Origin of the sequence: Sphingobium sp. AP50 (genome assembly GCF_900109095.1) — a bacterium.
Taxonomy (GTDB): domain Bacteria; phylum Pseudomonadota; class Alphaproteobacteria; order Sphingomonadales; family Sphingomonadaceae; genus Sphingobium.
On the sequence record NZ_FNYZ01000027.1, the window covers coordinates 26,239 to 46,891 of the forward strand.

Consider the following 20,653-nt stretch of genomic DNA (forward strand, 5'->3'; position numbering starts at 1 on the left):
CGGCTTGCCCTAACCCCTTCGCGAAATTTTTTTGCGCTCGCCCCTGACCGCCAACTCAGCGCCGCAGCACCATCATGCCGCCCGGCAGCGTCATGACCTGCAATCCGGCCATCTGCGCCACGCTGCGCAGCGCCTCATCCGGTGCGTCGATGCGAAAGATACCGCTGATCCGCGGCGCAGCCGACAGGTCGGCAAAGGTCAGCGTATAACCGGGCCGATACCGCCCGATTTCGGCGATGGCCTCCGCCACCGACCGGCCATCCAGCACGATCAGCCCCCGACGCCAGGCTGCCATGCTGCTCACCGTGCCGGGCTTCAGCCGGACAAGCGCGCCGTCATCGCCATAGCGCGCCCGCTCCGCCATGCCCAACAGCATGCCCGGCCCCGAAGCAGTCCCCCGCACGCGCACCGCCCCCTGCGTCACATTCACGCCGACGCCCGCCGCGCCCCGATCCACCTCGAAGGCGGTGCCAATATCCTGCGTCACCCCGCCCGATGCCGCCACCCGAAAGGGACGGCGATCGCCATGCTTCACATCGAACCAGGCTTTGCCCTGCAACAGGTCGATGCGCCGTTCCTGCCCGTCATAATGGATGGCGATAGCCGCATCGCTATCCAGCATCGCCGTCGATCCATCCGCCAGCGCGACCGTGCGCACCTCGCCCCTGCCCGCCATTTCATCGGCCCGCAGACGGATCATCATGCCCGGCGCCAGAAAGGCCAAAGTCGCCGCCACCGCCCCGGCCGCCAGCCACACACGCGGACGCGCCACCGCAGCCCAGCGCCGCGCCCTGCGCCGGGGCGCAGGCGTCACGCTGGCAAAGGCCGCCTGCTGGCCGTCCAGACTCTGCCACAACCCCCGCTCCCGATCGAAGGCGCCACGATGTGCATCGGACAAAGCGTGCCAGTCCTTGAACCGCGCCATCTCCGCCGCGTCCATCTCGCCGGACGCCAGCCGGACGACCCAATGGGCGGCCGCTTCGTCGATCGACGCATCGACATCTCTGCTGTTCATCGGCGCTTCCCCTCGGCCCGGTCCCACGGCGCTATCGCCTTTGAGACGTTTGTCGACCGGCGCGCCCTAACCCGCCCTGGCAAAAAATCGCAACTATGTCCTGTCCCGTGCGGCCCGCAATATGTCGAGCGCGCGGCGAACATGTTTTTCGACCGTCGTTACCGACACACCCAGCCGTGCCGCAACGTCACTTTGCCGCAAGCCATCGAAGCGGTGCATGCGAAAGATGCTGCGCGTGGGTTCGGGCAGCGTGCGCGCGGCGGCCAGCACCTGCTCCAATTCCGCCTCGGCCGCCACAATGTCTTCCGGGCTGGGCTGCTCGAAATCCGCCCATAAAAAGGCCTCCGCCTCCGCCTGTATTCTGGCTCGCGTGCCTTCGGCGCGAACATGGTCGATCGCCAGATTGGACGCCAGCCTGAACAGGAAAGACCGCTTGTTCGCGATCGCGATACTATCGTCGATCCGTTGCACGCGCAGATACAGGCTCTGTGCCACATCCTCGGCCGCTGGCTCGCTGCCCACGATCCGCGCAAGGCGCCGGATGATCGACGCCCGTTCTACGATCAGCATATCTGACAGGTCAGCAGCGTTGGACGACATGATCCGTCCTTAGCAGATTGCGATCCATTCGCAATATCAGCTTTCAGATTTGCATACCAACCCGCACTACGAAAAAGGCCCGGCAATGTGCCGGGCCTTTGTCGCTCTTTCCGCATGATCGTCGGCGGTCAGTTGCCGACGACCGGCCGAACCTCCTTGGCCGTACCGGCATCGGCATAGCGTTCCTTGCTGTCGGCGCGGGCGATGGCGGCGTTCATGCGCGATTCGACATGGGCGATCGCCTTGGCGCGGCAAGTCATCTGGGCCGACAGATCATTGGACGCACAGACGCGATTGGCGGCGCGGGAAATCCGGCTGCGCAGTTGCGCCTGCTGGTCCGCCTGGCTCAGGTCCAGATCGCCATGATAGACGGCGCTGGTGCGGCCATTGGACTGGAACTCCTCGGCGGATGCCGCACCGGCACTGGCCAGCAGGGTGGCGGACATCAGCACGGCGGCGAATTTGGTGGACGTGAACATGGGCCTATCTCCTCAAAACCTGTGGGGTCCGGCGTCCCGTCAAAAAGGGGGGCTGCACGAAGCGCCGGGTGCGAACGGGCGGAGCCTGGGTCATCAAGGGAGCGGCGCCTGTCCCGTTCGCCCATTTTGTTTAGGCCCATCACACGCCTGGCGCCCGCTCGCTTCGACCGATGGCAATCCCGCTCGGCCAACGACCCACCGGACGACGAAGCGCAAATCCGGGCGGACGAACAGCGCGACGAACGACATGACGAACGACATGCGGCGTGCGCCAAACGCAACATTCCGTAACGGAAAGCATCGAATCGTGCGGGAGGGTAGGAAAACGAAAACGCCCCCGGCGCAAGGGAAGGCCGGGGGCGTATCCAGGCGCTGTCGGGCACTCCGGATCTCGATAAACTGTCAGGATAGAAACGACGCCATAAGCGGTGAACCGTCCCTTAACGGATGGCCGGGGCCTTCCGCTTCCATGGCTTCACCATAGCGCGACGACCGGCCGACACTGCGCCGCTTCGATGATCAACCGCCCGCTTCCGCCGGGCGGCATCCCTGGAGGACGAACCGCGCTCCCCCATCCACCAACGACATTGATGGGCTTTGAAGTCGACCTGCATCGTCATTGCGAGCGCAGCGAAGCAATCCAATAGCGTGACCATGGATTGCTTCGCTGCACTCGCAATGACGTAGTGACTCTCAATGAAGCAACCAGGCCTCAATCCCGCAGCGACGGCAATCCCGCAGCGCCCAGCGCCGCTTCCAGATACGCCTCGAATGCCGCATCCCTCGCCGAACCCCGGTGCCGCATCCAGGCGAGCGCCACCAGCGGCCGCCATGCCGCCAGCGCTTCGGGCGCCATGTCGGTCCGCCGACAATAGGCATCGACATAGCGGGTCGCCGCGCCGTCGCGCACCCGCTCTTCCCACCATTTGCCCGCCTGTCCCGGTCCGAAGCGCATCAGCATCTCGCTGCGCACCACATCGGTCGGCGTCGCCCCCCGCGCCGCCCGCGACCAGTCGATCACCGCCAGCCCCTGCCGCGTCACGATCAGATTGGCGGGATGCAGATCGCCATGCGACAGGCGGTCGCCCTCCACCAGTTGGTCCAGCCGCTCGATCGCCGCCATGCGCAGCGTCTCGCCGATCGGCGCGCCTTCGATATCCTCGACCAGCAACGCCTTGCGGCTGCGCAACAGGGGCAGATGCTGCGCCTGTATCTCCTCCTGCAAGCGCGCCATTTCGTCCAGCGCCCAGCGCCAGCGATAGGGCCGCCGCTTCAGATAGGCCAGCAGGTCCGGCCCCTCCATTTCGGTATAGACGATCCCGCGCCGCCCGCCGACCGTGCGCAGTTCCAGCGCATGGGCCACCGGCAGGCCGGTCGCCTGCACGGTCTGCACCAGCCGATATTCGCGTTCCACGATCCCCGCGTCCACGCCCTCATGGAACAGTTTGAGCACCTGCCCCTGTTCCAGGCGAAAGACTTCGGCGCTCTGCCCGGCGGCAACGAAATGGGCGGGATCGGGCAGCGTCATCTCCGCGCCTCTGCCCGACCCGTGATCGATTGACCAGCCTCTTTGCGTCCGATCACATCGGGACAGCGCGGTTGCGGTCAATTTTCGTCGCGCCGTGGGCGACCGGGGCCATCGGCCCGCGCCATGCGCTGCGCCCGCTCCGCCTGCCGCGCCACAGCACGCTGCTGGGCCTGCGCCTGACGTTCCGCTGACCGCTGTTGCGCTTGTTGCTGACGTTGCACCTGCTGCTGTTGCGCCTGCTGCTGGCGTTGGACCTGCTGAGCACGAGCCTGCTCGGCTTGTGCCTGCTGCTGCGCCCGCTGTTGCTGTTGCGCCTGCGCCTGTTGCTGACGGACGGCCTGCTGTTGCCGGGCCTCCCGTTGATGCTGCGCCTGTTGTGCCCGCTCGGCCCGTGCCTGTTGTTGACGCTGCGCCTGTTGTTGACGCTGGGCCTGTTGCTGGTTTCGCTGCGCAGCCGCCTGACGCCGAGATGCCTGCGCCTGCGTCTGACGTTGCCGCTCCGCTGACGCGCGCTGGGCGCGAACCTGTTGCGCCTGTTGCTGCCGTTCCGCCTGCTGTTGCGCGCGGCGGTCCCTCACCTGCTGCTGGCGTTGCGCCTGCTGCTGCACCTGTTCACGCCGCTGCCCCGCACGCACCTGCTCTGCCCGCATGCGATCCGCCCGGACCCGATCGGCCTGCACCCGCTCGACCTGCGCCTGCCGCCGCTCCACCGCGTCCATCCGGCGATCGGCGATCCGCTGCTGCTGTGCCTGCGCCCGCCGGATGTCGGCCCGCTGCGCCGCCTCCCGCTGGACCAGCGCCGCGCGTTGCGCCCGCTCCACCCGCTGCTGACGCTCGACCGCCGCCTGCCGCTGCGCTGCATAGAAACGCGGCGGCGCACCGCGAAAATCATCCCGCTGCCAGCTTGCAAAGCGCGTCGCTGCCCCTTCGCGCGCCCGGCGTTCGGCCGCCCAATGCGCTCGCGCCCGATCATCCTGCCGCGCGCGATAGACGCGCCATTGCGCCTGATCCTGCCGCGCCTGCGCCCAGCGTTCCCGGTCCTGCCGGATCGCAGCGCGCCGCGCCGCCCATTGCCGCGCCTCGATCCGCTGCCGCTCATGCGCCCGTGCCGCCCGGCGCATGTCCGTCGCCCTGGCATAATAGCGTGCCGCATAGGCATCCCGCCGCCGCGCCTCCGCGCCGGAGATTATCCGCCCGCCACGATCATAGACCGCCACCAGATGGTCGTCGCGATAGCCATAACTGTTCCACGGATCGCGGACCAGATAGGGGCTGCTCCCGCCCGGCTCATAATAATAATAGCGATAGCCGCCATCGACCGGCTCGGCATAGCGCACATAGTCATCGCCGCTTTCCCAGGCCCAGGGCGTCACCCCCTGATCATAGGCAAAGCCATAGTCCGGCGGCGCATCGCCCAGCATGTCGGAAAACTGGTCCGCCCGGTCGATCCAGGCATAATCGTCGCCCTGCGCCTGCGCATAGCGGATCGGCGCCGCCGCCGGCAGCCTGTCCGCCGCCGGGGCAACCGCCGGTGCGCCCGCGTCGGCGACATCCATCGGCTGCGCCTCGGGCAGCGGCGGCAACCCGCCCTGATTGGCCAACCCACCCTGATTGGACAGCGCATTGGTCCAGGCCTGATCGGTCAGGGAAAAGCCGTTATCCGGCTTCTCCTCGCCGCACGCACTCAGCAGCAGGGCCAGCGACAACAGGCCCATGCTGGGCGCGCCGTGCAAAAAGTTTCGGGGCAAAAAGGTTCGGGTCATGGCATGTCTCCTTCACCAATCCCCCAACACCCCGGCACAATGCACCAGCGGGCATGAACGATCCTTGGCCGGATCGTTCATGCGACCGTCAGGGACGGAAAGAAGGAGAAAAGCGCCTTACCCGATCACCTCCACCATCGCCGCCACCGGCGCGAGTTGACGATGCTCATAATAGCCAAAGTCGATATAATGCTCGGTCAGCGCCTCGACATCGGTGCCGAACGCCGCCGCGACATCCGGGTTCGCCGCCGCATATTTCAGCGCGTCGAAACTGGTCATCGGCCGGTTCTCGGCAAAGCCCGACCGCAGATAATGCGCCGCCCCGCCATCGTCATCGCTGCCGATCGCCACGATCAGGTCCGCGTTGGACGCAATGTAACGCAGACTGTCGAACGCATCGGCAGACCGTCCTTCCGCCCGCCCGAACTGCAGATAATGGCGCGTTGCCGCATCCACATCCGTTCCGAACAACCCCGCCAGATCCTTATAGGATGCCGCATATTGCAGTCCACTGAACCCGTCGTCATTGCGACCCTCGGCCCAGCCAAGTAGAATATAGTGGCGCGCCGCAGCTTCCTCATCCGCGCCAAATGCGATGGCAAGATCCTTGTAAGACGCCGCATAGGCAAGGCCGCTGAAATTTTCATCTGTACGGCTATTATTAAAGCGGCCGGAATTCAGATAATGCTCCAATGCAGCATAGCTGTCGGCATGCATCCCCTGAATCAGATCGCTGTAACCCGCAATATAATCCAGGGGATCGAATGCCTTGGCATCGCGTCCCTCGGCAAAACCTGTATTGATATAATGGCTGGTCGCCGCCGCCGCATCCATACCGAACGCCGCCGACAGATCATCATAGCTCGCCGCATAACGCAGCCCGTCGAACGCGCCCAAATTGTACTTCAGGCTCGCCGTCGCCAGCGTCGTGTCGGCAAAACGCACCTGTTCCACCCCGGTCATTCGGGTCGCGCCCTCTTCACCCACCAGATAGATGGCGCCGTTCGCCTCCAGATAACTATAGCTGCTCTTCACCCCCAGCAGCAACAGCGTGTCATTCCCCGCCCCGCCATTGGCGACATTATTGCCGCTATCAGGGATAAGGATATCGTCCCCCGCCATGCCGTTGAGCGTATCGCCACCCAACAGCCCGGCCAGAACATTGTTGCCGTCATTGCCAACGATGATGTTCGCCAGCTGATTGCCGGTACCGCGCAGATTATCCGTACCCAGCAGGGTCAGCCATTCGACATTGCTGCCCAGCGTATAGGACAGGCTTGATCTAACATGGTCCGTCCCGCCCTTGGCCAGCTCCACCACGACATCGCCGACATTATCGACAATATAAACGTCGTCGCCCGATCCTCCGACCATATAGTCCGCGCCGGTGCCACCATGCAGATAGTCGTCCCGCGCGCCGCCAACCAGGCTGTCATTGCCGCCATAGCCGAAAAGATTGTTGTTGAACTGATTGCCGGTCAGCACATCATTGCCATCGGTGCCATGAAAGTCCGGCGACAGATAATTGATGTCCGACAGGGACACGGCATTGCGCACGAACAGGGCCAGCGTCTCGGTGCCCTTGGTGGCATAGATGTAATTGCCGAATGCATAATTGCCGATGCTGACAGTGGTCGGCGCCATCGCGGTCAGATCGATGACATCGATCCCCGTTTCGAAATCCTCGATCTGGTCGGAATGCCCTCCCGGTGAATCGCTGGACGATTTAAAAACGAACCGATCGGCACCCGTTCCGCCATAGAAGAAGCTGAACCCGCTGCCCGCGACCAATATGTCATTGCCCCCTTCGCCGCGCAGACTGCCATCCGCTGTCCCGGCATAAAGCGTGTCTGCACCATCGCCGCCATTCAGCGACACATTGGCCAACTGGCTGTCATTGCGCAGAATGTCGTTACCGCTACCGGAAGACAGGAACAGCGTTTCGATACCACGCATGTTGATGGCCGACACGGCCAGGTCGACCGACCGGTTCTTCACCTCATAGCTAAGAGAATCTGTGCCCTCGCCCCCATCGATCGTCGCCAGCCCGACCGCTCCCGATAGCTTGAAATACAGGCTGTCATCTCCTGCACCGCCCAACAATGTACCGCGGGTGCTGTCGGACAGGGCGAGATAGTCATTGCCGATCCCCCCATCCAGAAAATCTTCCCCGATGCCCCATAAATTGTCGTTGCCCGCATCGCCGCGCAGCGTATCGATCCCGATGACCTCGCCGGGATATCCCCAGTCGCCGCTCAGATAATCGTTGCCTGCGCCACCGTTCAGGACGTCATTGCCTTCCGCGCCATACAGCGTGTCATCATCAGCACCACCGGACAGCATGTCATTGCCTTCGCGGCCATTGAGAATATCACGGCCAGCACCACCGGCCAGGCTGTCATCTCCTTCCCCGCCATCCAGATCATCATCGCCATCGTCGCCACCCAGCAGGTCATTGCCCCGCCCGCCGCTCAGCGTGTCGTTGCCCGTACCACCGCTCAACTGATCCGCACCGTCGCGACCGACGATTTCGTCGTCGCCATCTCCGCCCGCAATGATGTCCGCGCCGCCAATGCCGTAAATGGCGTCCGCACCCGTCGAACCGATTTGCGTCAACGTCCGGGTCGCTATATTCCAGTTCCAGTTCGCGACCTGCGATCCATCCTTGCTCTGGTCACCGTAAAGATAGCGGATCGCCTGCAAATCGAATGTGCCCAGCACGTCCCCCGCCGTTCCGCCACTGGTATAGCTCAGCACCGTGGACGCAAAATTATCCAGATCGGTCGCCAGCGTCGGATCATCGTCGAACGGATGCTTCAGCCCCAGCGCATGGCCGATTTCATGCAACAACAAATGCATGTTATTGGCCAGTCCGGTGTCGATAAAGACATCGCTGGCCGCTTCGAATCCGTCGTAACCGCTCATCGGATAATAAGCGAAGCCGGCGGCATTGCTGTTCAGCGCCGCCAGATCGTAATTCATGAACTTGATGTCGCCCTCGCCGGGCGCCACCTCGAAGAAGGTCAGGCCGGAAACCTTGGCCCACAGGTCCAGCGCCGCCCGCGCCACTGCCTTTTCGGCTTCTGAAAATATCTGATAGGTCGCCAGTCCCTCAGCCGAATAGAGATCATAGAGATAATCCGGCACCACATCGGGGAAGGAATAGCTTACAAAGGCGCTCACGCCCGTAGTGCCGTTGATCGATGCGCCGGACAATATCGCCGTGTAATCGGAAACCGTCGTCATATACCCCCCCCAAAAGACCCGGAAGGCAGCTTATAAGCCATTCATATTTCGGTCAATTCATGGAATGATACTAGCCTGCATAAGGCCATTTTTCACAAAATAGAAATAAAGTTCATTTCCTTTACTTTCGCAACCGAAACGGGGTGAAAGCCTTTTGCTTCCACCCCGTCCCTATCACCCAATCACCTCGACCATCGCGGCCGCCAGCGCGAGCGGACGATGCTCATAATAGCCATGGTCGATATAATGCTCCGTCAGCGCCTCGACATCACTGCCGAACGCCGCCGCCACATCCGGGTTCGCCGCCGCATATTGCAGCGCATCGAAGCTGGTCGTCGGCCGGTTCTCGGCAAAGCCCGACCGCAGGAAATGCGACGCCGCGCCATCGTCATCGCTGCCGATCGCCACGATCAGATCCGCGTTCGACGCCACATAGCGCAGCCCGTCAAACGCATCGGCAGACCGTCCTTCAGCCCGCCCGAATTGCAGATAATGGCGGGTCGCCGCATCCGTATCCGTCCCGAACAGCGCCGCCAGATCCTTGTAGGACGCTGCATATTGCAGCGCGTCGAAGCCGTTGTCGCTCAGCCCCTGCGCCCGGCCCGTCAGGATATAGTGCCGCGCCGCCGCTTCCTCGTCCGCGCCGAACTGCGCTGCCAGCGTGGGATAGGAAGCCGCATAATCGAGGCCGCTGAACTTTTCGTCGGTCCGACCCTCCAGCCGCCCGGCGGTCAGATAATGGCGGGTTGCCGCTGCACCATCCGTCCCGAACGCTGCGATCAAATCGCTATAGCCCGCAATATAATCCAGCGGATCGAATGCCTTGGCATCACGCCCTTCGGCAAAACCGGTGTTGAGATAGTGATTGGTGGCCGCTACCGCATCGGTCCCGAACGCCGCCGCCAGATCGCCATAGCTCGCCGCGTACCGCAGCCCGTCAAACGCCGCCAGACCCGCCTTCAGGTCCGCCGTCGCCACCGTCCCGTCGGCAAAGCGCACCTGCTCCACCCCGGTCATCCGGGTCGCGCCCTCTTCGCCCACCAGATAGATGGCGCCGTTCGCTTCCAGAACATTATAGCTGCTCTTCACCCCCAGCAGCAGCAGCGTGTCATTCCCCGCCCCGCCATTCACCACATTATTGCCGGTGTCCGGGATCAATATGTCGTCGCCCGCCATGCCGTTCAGCGTATCATCGCCCAACTGCCCGGCCAGCACATTATTGCCCGTATTACCGACGATGATGTTATCCAGCTGGTTGCCCGTGCCACGAAGATTATCCGCCCCCGTCAGCGTCAGCCATTCGACATTGGCGCCCAGCGTGTAGGACAGGCTCGCCTGTACATGGTCGGTCCCGCCCTTCGCCAGTTCCACCACCTTATCGCCGACATTGTCCACAATATAGATGTCGTCGCCCAACCCGCCGACCATATAGTCCGCGCCTGCACCACCATGCAGATAATCGCCCCGATCCGATCCGACCAGTTGGTCGTTGCCGCCCTCGCCGAACAGCCGGATCGTCACGCCGGACGCAACCGTACCGTTCACGCTCAGGATATTATCGGCCCCGTTGCCACGCCCGTCGACCAGAGCACCGGCCGCGACATCCTGCACCTGCAACACTTCGACATTGTCCGACAGCGTGTAACTGACGCTGGTCCGCACCGTATCCAGGCCTTCGCCAGCCGCTTCCACCACGACATCGTCAGCATTGTCGACGATGTAGATATCGCTACCCGCGCCGCCGACCATCCGGTCCGCGTCCAGCCCGCCGTCCAGCACATCATTGCCGACGCCGCCGGAAAGCAGGTCAGCGCCATCATCGCCATAAAGCGTATCGAACCCGTCCCCGCCATCCAGCGTGTCGGCATCCGCCCCGCCGTGCAGCACGTCATTGCCCGCTTCGCCATAGAGCATATCCGCACCGGCCTCCCCGAACAGCGCGTCAGCACCACCGCCGCCCTTCAGCATGTTGGCAACGCCATTGCCGGTGATCACGTCATTATAGGCGGAACCGATGACATTCTCGACATCGACGATCTGATAGCCATAGGCACCCGACCCCACCATGCCCGCCGCACCCAGCGTGACCGTAATCGGACCGAAGCTGCTATAGTCGATCGTGTCGGATCCATCACCTCCACGGAACAGATGATTGATCTCGGCTGTGAGCTTGAAATAGTCGTTGCCCGCGCCGCCAATTACCGTCAACGCAGCCGACCCGCCGATGATGATGTCGTCGCCCGCTCCCAGATCGATCGTCGGCGCCGACGTGCCATTGGTGTCAACGGTGACATAATCGTTGAACTCCGAGCCACGCAGTCCGGTCAGCATCTCGAAATTCTGGACGATACCGCCGCCAATCTGGCGCGGCCCTGTTCCCAAAAGGTCGCTGGTGCGCATGGTGACCCCGGCACTGGCGCCACCGAAGGAATAATAAAGCTGGTCGTTACCTGCTCCGCCATCGGCGTCATCGCCATAGCCGGCGGACACCAGGTCGACATTATCGCCGGCCGACAGCACATCCTTTTCGGCGCCCATATCCCAATTGCGTTCACCAGCCACATAGTTGCCAGCGAACAATGCATCCTGTCCTGCGCCTCCGGTCAGGACATCCGCGCCCGCACCGCCGATCAGCGTTCCACTACCAGCGCCTACCGTAAGCCGATCACTACCGTCCATCCCGTCCAGCATATTGAGCCCGGCGTTACCGGTGATGACATTGTCCAGGTCATTGCCAGTGCCGCGCAGAGGCGCTGACCCGACCAGGATCAAATTCTCCACATTGGCGCCGAGTGTAAAATTGAGCGTGGTCTGCACCGTGTCAATTCCGGCATTGACGCTTTCGGTCACGGTAAAGCCGATAGCCGTCAGGATGTAGAGATCGTCGCCAGTTCCGCCGATGAGCTTATCTTCGCCTTGCCCACCTTCCAGAATGTCGTTGCCAGCGCCGCCTTCCAGAAGGTCGTCGCCCTCCATTCCCCGTAACGTATCATTCCCCTCACCGCCGATCAGGTGATTGGCACCGTCATTACCGATGATGACGTTGTCGAGAACATTGCCGATACCGTCGATATTCTTCCGGTTATAACCACCCTCGACAACTGTCAGCGTCAAATTTTCGAAATTATCCGACAAGGTAAGACTGACAGAGGATCGCACCTCGTCGCCCCCCTCTCCGGCGGATTCGACAATCTTATCGTTAACATCGTCGACAATGTAGATGTCATTGCCCGCTCCACCATATAGAAGGTCTGCGCCAGCCCCACCATCCAATATGTCATCGCCTGCGCCGCCCTCCAGTCGGTTGACGCCCTCTGCTCCGGTGATCCTGTCCGCGAATGACGAACCCACAATATTCTCGACATCAACTATCAGGTCGCCGTCAGAGCTTCTGGCCGCCCCCAACGACACCGTGATGCCAGTGAGGGCCTGGCCATAATCGATCGTATCGGAATCGCCATTGCCATAGAAGGAACCGCCATTGCCATAAAATGTGTCTGCGCCGCTTCCACTGACGAACCAGTCATCGCCCTCACCGCCAATGAATGTAACGACGCTATCATGTGCCGTGACGCGATCATTTCCACCGCCGCCATCGATATACATCGATCCCACTTGCGTTGCTGCGTCGATAACATCGCCAAACTCGGTGCCTCGCACCGCAAAAAGCCCCTCGAAATTCTTTATGACCCCACCGCCGATAGTCAGCGTGCCACCGGTCACCAAACTGGCCGTGGACAATGTGATAGCACCAGACGCAGCGCCAAAAGAATAGCGCAGATAATCAGTCCCGGCCCCACCATCAGCGTCATCGCCGTAACCAGCCCAGATGATGTCATCACCATCCCCGCCGGTCAGAAAATCCTTTTCCGCACCAATATCATCCAGCGGGATGCCAACTGCGTCCGTACCCCCGGAATAAAGCAGATCATTCCCCGCTCCGCCAATTATCCGATCGCTGCCTGCTCCGCCAAAAACCGATGCGTTGTTCCCGCTGACATGAATTTCGTCGTCGCCATCATCGCCATAGGCGCGATCATAATATGCGCCGTCATTCAGATAGAAGACGTCATTGCCTGCCCCACCATGGCTGTCACTGCCTCCATAGATGATGTCGTTGCCATCACCACCATAAGCATGGTCGCCAACCCGCATCTTCAATATGTCGTCGCCGGCGTCTCCATGGGCATAGACTGTTCCCCCAGCCTCACTGGCATCGATGACGTCGCTGCCTTCGCCCCCATATAGGTGGATCGATCCGATGGTGATTGCCGTATCGACGATGATGATATCGTCGCCGCCCCAGCCATGGACTTCCGCATCGGTAACACTACCGATAGGCACCAGAAAATCGTTGAAGTTCGTTCCCTGGATGGAACCGGTAGTCTGAATGTTTCGGATGGTTCCGCCACCCAAGGTCATTGAAGACTGGCTCAAAAGAAGCCGAAAATCCGCGACTACGCCCTCAGATGCACCTTGCAGATTGATATAGAGGCTATTACCCCAGATATTGCTCGTTCCACCGTCGATAATATCGCCATATCCGGCAAATATTATGTCGTCTCCATGACCACCATTCAGGGTGTCGACCTCGGTGTAGATGTCATCGGAACGAGCTCTGGGGAGACTATCCTGACGCGGAAAAGCGTCATCCACGGATCGCACGTCTGAAAACAGGATATCATTTCCATCGCCACCGTTCAGAATGTCGCTACCGGCATCACCTGCAATATTGTCAGATTGTGCCAAGCCGCTTAGCCGGTCATTACCGCCCATTCCCCTGAGAATATTATTATAGTAGCGGCCCGTGTAGACATCATCGCCATCGGTACCGACATAATCGTCTTTCACACATCCCCCCACGCGCGGCAAAACACCACGCCCTGCACAGTAAAGCCCCCCACGGGCATCTGACGCCAAACGCTAAATATCGGCAGAGATTCGGCAAGAAAAAAATGACCTAACAACAAGCAATTGATCGCATTGTTTGTTAGTCGAGATTCGAGACCAGATGCCGCCTCGCACCTTCAAGATATCGAAGATTGCCGGAAATATGTCCTTCACCCCCGCTTTGGCGGATATTTTCCGGCGGTCTGATCCGCAGTGAGACCAAGCTGCCATCAGCAGGCTGCCGGTTCACTTCAGTCCTTACCCGATCACCTCCACCATCGCCGCCACCGGCGCGATTTGACGATGCTCATAATAGCCAAAGTCGATATAATGCTCGGTCAGCGCCTCGACATCGGTGCCGAACGCCGCCGCCACATCCGGATTCGCCGCCGCATATTTCAGCGCATCGAAACTGGTCATCGGCCGGTTCTCGGCAAAACCCGACCGCAGATAATGCGCCGCCCCGCCATCATCATCGCTACCGATCGCCACGATCAGGTCCGCGTTGGACGCAATGTAACGCAGGCTGTCAAACGTATCGATCGCCCGGCCCTCGGCCCGTCCGAATTGCAGATAATGGCGGGTCGCCGCATCGGTATCAACCCCGAACAACCCCGCCAGATCTTTGTACGACGCTGCATATTGCAACGCATCGAAACCGCTGTCGCTCAAGCCCTGCGCACGCCCCGTCTGGATATAATGCCGCGCCGCCGCTTCCTCGTTCGCCCCGAACTGCGCCGCCAGCGTGGGATAGGAAGCCGCATAGTCCAGCCCGCTGAACTTATCGTCGGTCCGCCCCTCGGACCGGCCAGCGACCAGATAATGGCGGATGCCCGCGGCCGCATTCGTCCCGAACGCCGCCATCAGGTCGCTATAGCCCGCAATATAATCCAGCGGATCGAAGGCCTTGGCGTCGCGTCCCTCGGCAAAGCCCGATCGGATATAATGGTTGGCCGCCTCCACCGCATTGGTCCCGAACGCCTTCGCCACATCGGCATAGCCGGCCGCGTAACGCAGCCCGTCAAACGCCGACAGATTGGCCTTCAGATCCGCCGTCGCCAGCATTCCGTCGGCAAAGCGCACCTGTTCCACCCCGCTCAACCGGACTGCGCCCTCTTCACCCACCAGATAGATGAACCCGTCATAGGGGGCCTGGGTCCCCTCCAGATAGCTATAGCTGCTCTTCACCCCCAGCAGGATCACCAGGTCATTCCCTGTCCCGCCATCGATGACATTATTGCCGCTGTCGGGGATCAATATGTCGTCCCCCGCCATGCCGTTCAGCGTGTCGTCGCCCAACAGACCAGACAGGACATTATTCCCGTCATTGCCGGTGATGACATTATCCAGCTGGTTGCCCGTGCCGCGAAGATTGCCCGATCCCGTCAGCGTCAGAAACTCGACATTGGCTCCCAGCGTGTAGGACAGGCCGGTCATCACATGGTCTCTGGTCCCGACATTGGTCAGTTCCACCACCACATCGCCGACATTATCCACGATGAAAACGTCGCTGGCCTGGCCGCCGACCATATAGTCCGCACCACTGCCGCCATCCAGGATGTTGCCGCTGTCCGCACCTATCAGCTGGTCGTTGCCATCCTCGCCATAAATGGCCGCGGGACCGCCATATTGGAGCGAGGCACGCAGCGTGGTCAGGCTGATCAGATTGTCGGACGCATTGCCATGCAGAACAATCCTGTTGGCGTCGTAGACATCGCGGACTTCCAGCACCTCGACATTGTCCGGCAACGTATAGATGTCATGCCCGGTCCGCACGGTATCCATCCCGCCACCAGCCGCCTCGATCACGACGTCATCGACCGTGTCGACGATATAGATGTCATTGCCCGCACCGCCGATCATCCGGTCGGCGCCCGCACCACCATCCAGCAGGTCCGCTCCCGCGCCACCATAGAGTATGTCGTCGCCCGCCCCGCCATTCAGCCTGTCGTCGCCCGTATCCCCCCGCAGATCGTCATTGCCCCAATAGCCAGACACCACGTCATTCCCCACGCCGCCCAGCAACAGATCGGCGCCGACACTGCCGGAAATCGTCATCGGCTCGGTGTAGGAACTCAGGTAAAAAGAGTCCGCATTCAGCTCTGATGGAAGGACATTCAGGATACGGAGCACCCGCTCTTCCCCATTGAAGAAGGTGCTGATCAGCGTATCATTGCCCGACTGGCTGATCCGGTCTTCGATCAGCGACAGGGTGGCAAGGCCAATGGTGGACAAGTCGATCTTGTCCACGCCCACCTCAAAGTCGGTGATCACATCCTCACCAACGGAAAAGCCGCCAAAGATAAAGCGGTCCGCGCCAGTACCGCCCGTGAAGATATTGTTGCCCAGAGCGCCGAAAAATATGTCGTCGCCTTCACCCCCGCGCAGTTCGTCATCGCCGGAAAGGCCACTCATACTGTCATTGCCCAGTCCGCCAAACAGCAGATCAGCCTGCTCCGCTCCCCAGACAATCTGGTCGTCCAGCACCTTGCTGAAAATGAAGGATGCCTCGGTCAGCTCTGATGGCAGGACATTGAGGATGCGGATTTCTTCTTCCTGTCCATTATAGAAGAAGCTGATCACCGTATCATTGCCTGACTGGCTGATCCGGTCCTGGATCATCGCCAGATCGCTTATGCCCAGTTGCGACAGGTTGATCCTGTCGGCGCCGACCTCGAAATCGGTGATCACATCCTTGCCGAACAGGCGTGCCTTGGTCCCGTAATAATCATTATTGTCATAGCTGAAGATATCGAGACCGGCACCACCCGACAGCAGATCATCCCCCTTCCCGCCGCTCAGACGGTCATTGCCTGTCCCGCCGAACAGCCGGTCGTTACCGGCATCACCGCGGAGATCATCATTGCCTGCGTCCCCGCGCAGTTCTCCACTGCCCGACAATCTGTCATTGCCCATCCCGCCGAACAACAGGTTCGGCCCCGCGCCACCGTTGGTATACAAGGACTGAGTCGAACTGTTGAAAATGAAAGAGTCTTCCGTCAGTTGCGATGGCAGGACATTCTCAAGGCGGATTTCCTCCACCGCGCCTGCGTAAAGGAAGCTGATCACCGTATCGCTGCCCGATTGGCTGATCCGGTCCTGGAATATCGCCAGATTGGATATGCCCAGCGCGGACAGGTCGATCTTGTCTACACCGACCTCGAAATCGGTGATCACATCCTGACCGAAGGGACGCAGGGAATAGTAAAAGACATCGGCGCCCGCACCCCCGCTCAATATATCGTCGCCCCGTCCGCCATCTATCCAGTCATTGCCCGCATCCCCGCGCAGATCGTCATCACCGTCATCACCGATCATCTGGTCGTCGCCCGCCCCGCCGAACAGCAGGTCGCCATACATGGTGCCCACGATCCGCTGCGCGGTCGTCACGCCGCTGAAGATGAAGGACGTCGCATCCAGCTGTGACGGCAGCACATTCTGGATGCGGATGCGGTCTTCATTGCCATGCTGGAATATGCTGATCAGCGTGTCCGTGCCCGACTGGCTGATCCGGTCCTGCACTATCTCCAGGCTGGATATGCCATAAGCGGACAGGTCGATCCGATCGACGCCGACCTCGAAATCCGTGATCAGATCCTCATCGATATCGCCGGTCACGAAATCATTGATCGGGCGGTAATGATAAACGAAAATATCGGCCCCCGCGCCGCCGGTCAGTCGGTCGCTGCCATTGCCCCCGTCGATCCGGTCGTCTCCGTCCAGGCCGTTGATCTGGTCATCCCCGTCATAACCATAGATTTCGTCGGCATCGGCCGTACCGTTCAGCCGGTCCGAGAAATAGCTGCCATTTATTCTCGCCATTTTCCGCAAATCCTGTCTTCTGACGCAGCCTCCCGCTGCCTTGGGGACATTGATTTCATCGGCGCAATCGACCGCATGACGCGGAACCTGATGCCGATCCTCATCATCATTACATCATGCCGCGATCGCGCCGCACGAATCGACTATCCCCATCACTTGAGGCAACTGCATGATTTATTGACGATAAAGCTGACAACGCAACAACATTTATATCATCAATATTGCATTATATTGCAGGACTGGCGAACAGGTCGGCCATTTGATCAGAGCGCCATCCGCCCCAATGGCCACATTGCCGACGATCATCCCCCTAGCTTACCGCCCGCCGGCTTCCTACCTTCGCCTCTGGCCTTCCACAAAGAACACAAGTAGAACGCACCCCATGAGTCTGACCCACATTTCCGTACGCGGCGCGCGTGAACACAACCTCAAGGGCGTGGATGTCGATCTGCCCCGCGACAGCCTGGTCGTCATCACCGGCCTGTCCGGCTCGGGCAAATCGTCGCTCGCCTTCGACACCATCTATGCCGAGGGTCAGCGCCGCTATGTGGAGTCCCTCTCCGCCTATGCCCGCCAGTTTCTGGAGATGATGCAAAAGCCCGATGTCGAGCATATCGAGGGCCTCAGCCCCGCCATCTCCATCGAGCAGAAGACCACCAGCCGCAACCCACGCTCCACCGTTGCCACGGTCACGGAAATCTACGATTACATGCGCCTGCTCTGGGCGCGCGTCGGCATCCCCTACAGCCCCGCCACCGGCCTCCCCATCAGCGCCCAAACTGTCTCGCAGATGGTCGACCGCGTCGCCCTCCTGCCCGAAGGCACGCGCTTCTACCTGCTCGCGCCCGTCGTGCGCGGCCGCAAGGGCGAATATCGCAAGGAACTGGCCGAATGGCAGAAGGCGGGCTACACCCGCGTCCGCATCGACGGCGAAATGATGCTGATCGAGGATGCGCCCGCCCTCGACAAGAAATACAAGCATGACATCGAAGTCGTGGTCGACCGCCTCGCCGTGGACGCCGACATGGGCACCCGCCTCGCCGACAGTTTCGAACAGGCGCTCAAGCTCGCCGACGGCCTCGCCTATGTCGATCTGGCCGAAGGCGTCGTCCCCGGCCGCGAAGACGAAGTGCAATCCACCGACAAGAAGATGAAGGGCGCGGGCATCCCCCTGAACCGCATCGTCTTCTCCGAGAAATTCGCCTGCCCCGTCAGCGGCTTCACCATCCCCGACATCGAACCGCGGCTCTTCTCCTTCAACGCCCCGCTCGGCGCCTGCCCCGCCTGCGACGGCCTTGGCGAACGGCAGGAGTTCGACCCCGATCTCGTCGTCCCCAACGAAGCACTCTCGATCAAGAAGGGCGCCGTCGTCCCCTGGGCCAAGTCCAACCCGCCCAGCCCCTATTATATGCAGGTGCTCGGCTCCCTCGCCAAGGAGTTCGGCTTCTCCCTCGAAACGCCGTGGACCGACCTCCCCGGCGAAGTGAAGCTCATCATCCTCCACGGCACCGGCGGCAAGCCCGTCACCCTGCGTTTCCAGGACGGCAAGAAAAGCTATGAGGTCAAGAAAGCGTTTGAGGGCGTCATCGGCAACCTCAACCGCCGCCTCCTGCAAACGGATTCCGCATGGATGCGCGAGGAGCTGGCCAAGTACCAGACCGCCATGCCCTGCGAGACCTGCAACGGCGCCCGCCTCAAGCCCGAAGCTCTGGCGGTCAAGATCGCGGGCGAGGATATCAGCGTCTCTACCCGCCGCTCGGTGGTGGATGCGCTCGCCTTCTTCACCACCCTGCCCGATCATCTGAACGACCAGCAGCAGCAGATCGCCAAGGCCATCCTCAAGGAAATCGTGGAACGCCTCGGCTTCCTCAACAATGTCGGCCTCGACTATCTGAACCTCGACCGCACCAGCGGCACGCTGTCGGGCGGCGAAAGCCAGCGCATCCGCCTCGCCAGCCAGATCGGCAGCGGCCTGTCGGGCGTCCTCTACGTCCTCGACGAACCCTCGATCGGCCTGCACCAGCGCGACAATGACCGGCTGCTCGTGACCCTCAAGCGCCTGCGCGACCTCGGCAACAGCGTCATCGTCGTGGAGCATGACGAGGATGCGATCCGCGCCGCCGACTATATTGTCGACATGGGGCCGGGCGCGGGCGTTCATGGCGGTACCATCGTCGCGCAGGGCACGCTGCCCGAACTGCTGAAGAACAAGGACAGCCTCACCGCCGATTATCTCAACGGCACCCGCCGCATCGACGTGCCGGCCAAGCGCCGCAAGGGCAGTGGCAAGAAACTCACCGTCCACAATGCCCGCGCCAACAATCTGACCGGCGTCACCGCCAGCATTCCGCTCGGCACCTTCACCTGCATCACCGGCGTCTCCGGCTCCGGCAAGTCCAGCTTCACCATCGACACGCTCTACGCCGCCAGCGCCCGCGCCCTGAACGGCGCCCGCATCGTCGCCGGCCCGCATGACAAGGTGACGGGCCTCGAACATTGCGACAAGGTGATCGACATCGACCAGTCGCCCATCGGCCGCACCCCCCGCTCCAACCCGGCCACCTATACCGGCGCCTTCACCAATATCCGCGACTGGTTCGCCGGCCTCCCGGAGAGCCAAGCGCGCGGCTACAAGCCCGGCCGTTTCAGCTTCAACGTCAAGGGCGGCCGCTGCGAAGCCTGCCAGGGCGACGGCGTGCTCAAGATCGAGATGCACTTCCTCCCCGACGTCTATGTCACCTGCGACGTCTGCCACGGCGCCCGCTATAATCGCGAGACGCTGGAGGTGAAGTTCAAGGGCAAGTCCATCGCCGACGTGCTCGACATGACGGTCGAGGATGCGGTCGAATTCTTCAAGGCCGTCCCGCCGATCCGCGACAAGATGGCGATGCTCGCCGAAGTGGGCCTTGGCTATATCAAGGTCGGCCAGCAGGCCACGACCCTGTCCGGCGGCGAAGCCCAGCGCGTCAAACTCGCCAAGGAGCTTTCACGCAGGGCGACCGGCAACACCCTCTACATCCTGGACGAACCCACCACCGGCCTGCATTTCGAGGACGTCCGCAAGTTATTGGAAGTCCTCCACGCACTAGTCGACCAGGGCAATAGCGTGGTCGTGATCGAACATAATCTGGACGTCATCAAGACCGCCGACTGGATCATCGATATGGGACCAGAGGGCGGCGTCAAGGGCGGCGAAGTGGTCGCGGAAGGCACGCCGGAGAAGGTGGTGAAGGAGAAGCGCAGCTTTACCGGGCGGTATCTCGCCCCTCTTTTACTCCAGCCGAAGACCGAGGCCGCTGAATGACTGGGT

Annotated in this window: 10 protein-coding genes; 2 read left to right on the forward strand and 8 right to left on the reverse strand. The window is 61.5% G+C overall.

Annotation, left to right across the window (positions count from 1 at the left end):
• Nucleotides 1–55: 55 nt before the first annotated feature.
• The 8 genes from BMY84_RS26005 to BMY84_RS26045 all read right to left on the reverse strand — a co-directional run bounded on the left by BMY84_RS26005 (nt 56) and on the right by BMY84_RS26045 (nt 17,343).
• Complete coding sequence (locus BMY84_RS26005) at nt 56–1,015, reverse strand: FecR family protein (RefSeq protein ID WP_093087817.1); 960 nt, start codon at nt 1,013–1,015, stop codon at nt 56–58.
• Between the two features lie 93 nt (nt 1,016–1,108).
• Complete coding sequence (locus tag BMY84_RS26010; RefSeq protein ID WP_093087819.1) at nt 1,109–1,615, reverse strand: RNA polymerase sigma factor; 507 nt, start codon at nt 1,613–1,615, stop codon at nt 1,109–1,111.
• A 128-nt stretch (nt 1,616–1,743) separates the two neighbouring features.
• The gene (locus BMY84_RS26015) at nt 1,744–2,094 is read right to left on the reverse strand and encodes a UrcA family protein (RefSeq protein ID WP_093087820.1); all 351 of its coding nucleotides are present in this window, start codon (nt 2,092–2,094) and stop codon (nt 1,744–1,746) included.
• Between the two features lie 712 nt (nt 2,095–2,806).
• Nucleotides 2,807–3,622, reverse strand: coding sequence for a phosphotransferase family protein (locus BMY84_RS26025; protein ID WP_093087823.1), 816 nt, complete (start codon nt 3,620–3,622; stop codon nt 2,807–2,809).
• Nucleotides 3,623–3,699: 77 nt separating this feature from the next.
• The gene (locus tag BMY84_RS26030; protein WP_093087825.1) at nt 3,700–5,385 is read right to left on the reverse strand and encodes a hypothetical protein; all 1,686 of its coding nucleotides are present in this window, start codon (nt 5,383–5,385) and stop codon (nt 3,700–3,702) included.
• 117 nt (nt 5,386–5,502) lie between these two features.
• Complete coding sequence (locus BMY84_RS26035; RefSeq protein ID WP_093087826.1) at nt 5,503–8,631, reverse strand: M10 family metallopeptidase C-terminal domain-containing protein; 3,129 nt, start codon at nt 8,629–8,631, stop codon at nt 5,503–5,505.
• A 174-nt stretch (nt 8,632–8,805) separates the two neighbouring features.
• Nucleotides 8,806–13,482 (reverse strand): calcium-binding protein, encoded by a 4,677-nt coding sequence (locus BMY84_RS26040; RefSeq protein ID WP_093087828.1) that lies wholly within the window; start codon nt 13,480–13,482, stop codon nt 8,806–8,808.
• Nucleotides 13,483–13,779: 297 nt separating this feature from the next.
• A complete protein-coding gene (locus tag BMY84_RS26045) occupies nt 13,780–17,343 on the reverse strand; it encodes a calcium-binding protein (RefSeq protein WP_093087829.1) in 3,564 nt (1,187 codons plus the stop codon).
• 75 nt (nt 17,344–17,418) lie between these two features.
• On the opposite strand from BMY84_RS26045, the gene BMY84_RS29480 reads away from it, so the two are divergent.
• Entirely contained in the window at nt 17,419–17,715 is a 297-nt protein-coding gene (locus tag BMY84_RS29480; protein WP_143075167.1) for a hypothetical protein, read from the forward strand.
• Nucleotides 17,716–17,725: 10 nt separating this feature from the next.
• Nucleotides 17,726–20,647 carry an excinuclease ABC subunit UvrA gene (gene uvrA, locus BMY84_RS26050; RefSeq protein ID WP_093087831.1) on the forward strand — a complete coding sequence of 974 codons (2,922 nt, stop codon included), beginning with the start codon at nt 17,726–17,728 and terminating at the stop codon, nt 20,645–20,647.
• The last annotated feature ends 6 nt before the right edge of the window (nt 20,648–20,653 follow it).

Coding starts and splice junctions, on each gene's coding strand:
- BMY84_RS26045 (WP_093087829.1), bottom strand. CDS start 17,343: ATGGCGAGAATAAATGGCAGCTATTTCTCGGACCGGCTGAACGGTACG.
- BMY84_RS26030 (WP_093087825.1), bottom strand. CDS start 5,385: ATGACCCGAACCTTTTTGCCCCGAAACTTTTTGCACGGCGCGCCCAGC.
- BMY84_RS26015 (WP_093087820.1), bottom strand. CDS start 2,094: ATGTTCACGTCCACCAAATTCGCCGCCGTGCTGATGTCCGCCACCCTG.
- BMY84_RS26005 (WP_093087817.1), bottom strand. CDS start 1,015: ATGAACAGCAGAGATGTCGATGCGTCGATCGACGAAGCGGCCGCCCAT.
- BMY84_RS29480 (WP_143075167.1), top strand. CDS start 17,419: ATGACGCGGAACCTGATGCCGATCCTCATCATCATTACATCATGCCGC.
- BMY84_RS26010 (WP_093087819.1), bottom strand. CDS start 1,615: ATGTCGTCCAACGCTGCTGACCTGTCAGATATGCTGATCGTAGAACGG.
- BMY84_RS26025 (WP_093087823.1), bottom strand. CDS start 3,622: ATGACGCTGCCCGATCCCGCCCATTTCGTTGCCGCCGGGCAGAGCGCC.
- BMY84_RS26035 (WP_093087826.1), bottom strand. CDS start 8,631: ATGACGACGGTTTCCGATTACACGGCGATATTGTCCGGCGCATCGATC.
- uvrA (WP_093087831.1), top strand. CDS start 17,726: ATGAGTCTGACCCACATTTCCGTACGCGGCGCGCGTGAACACAACCTC.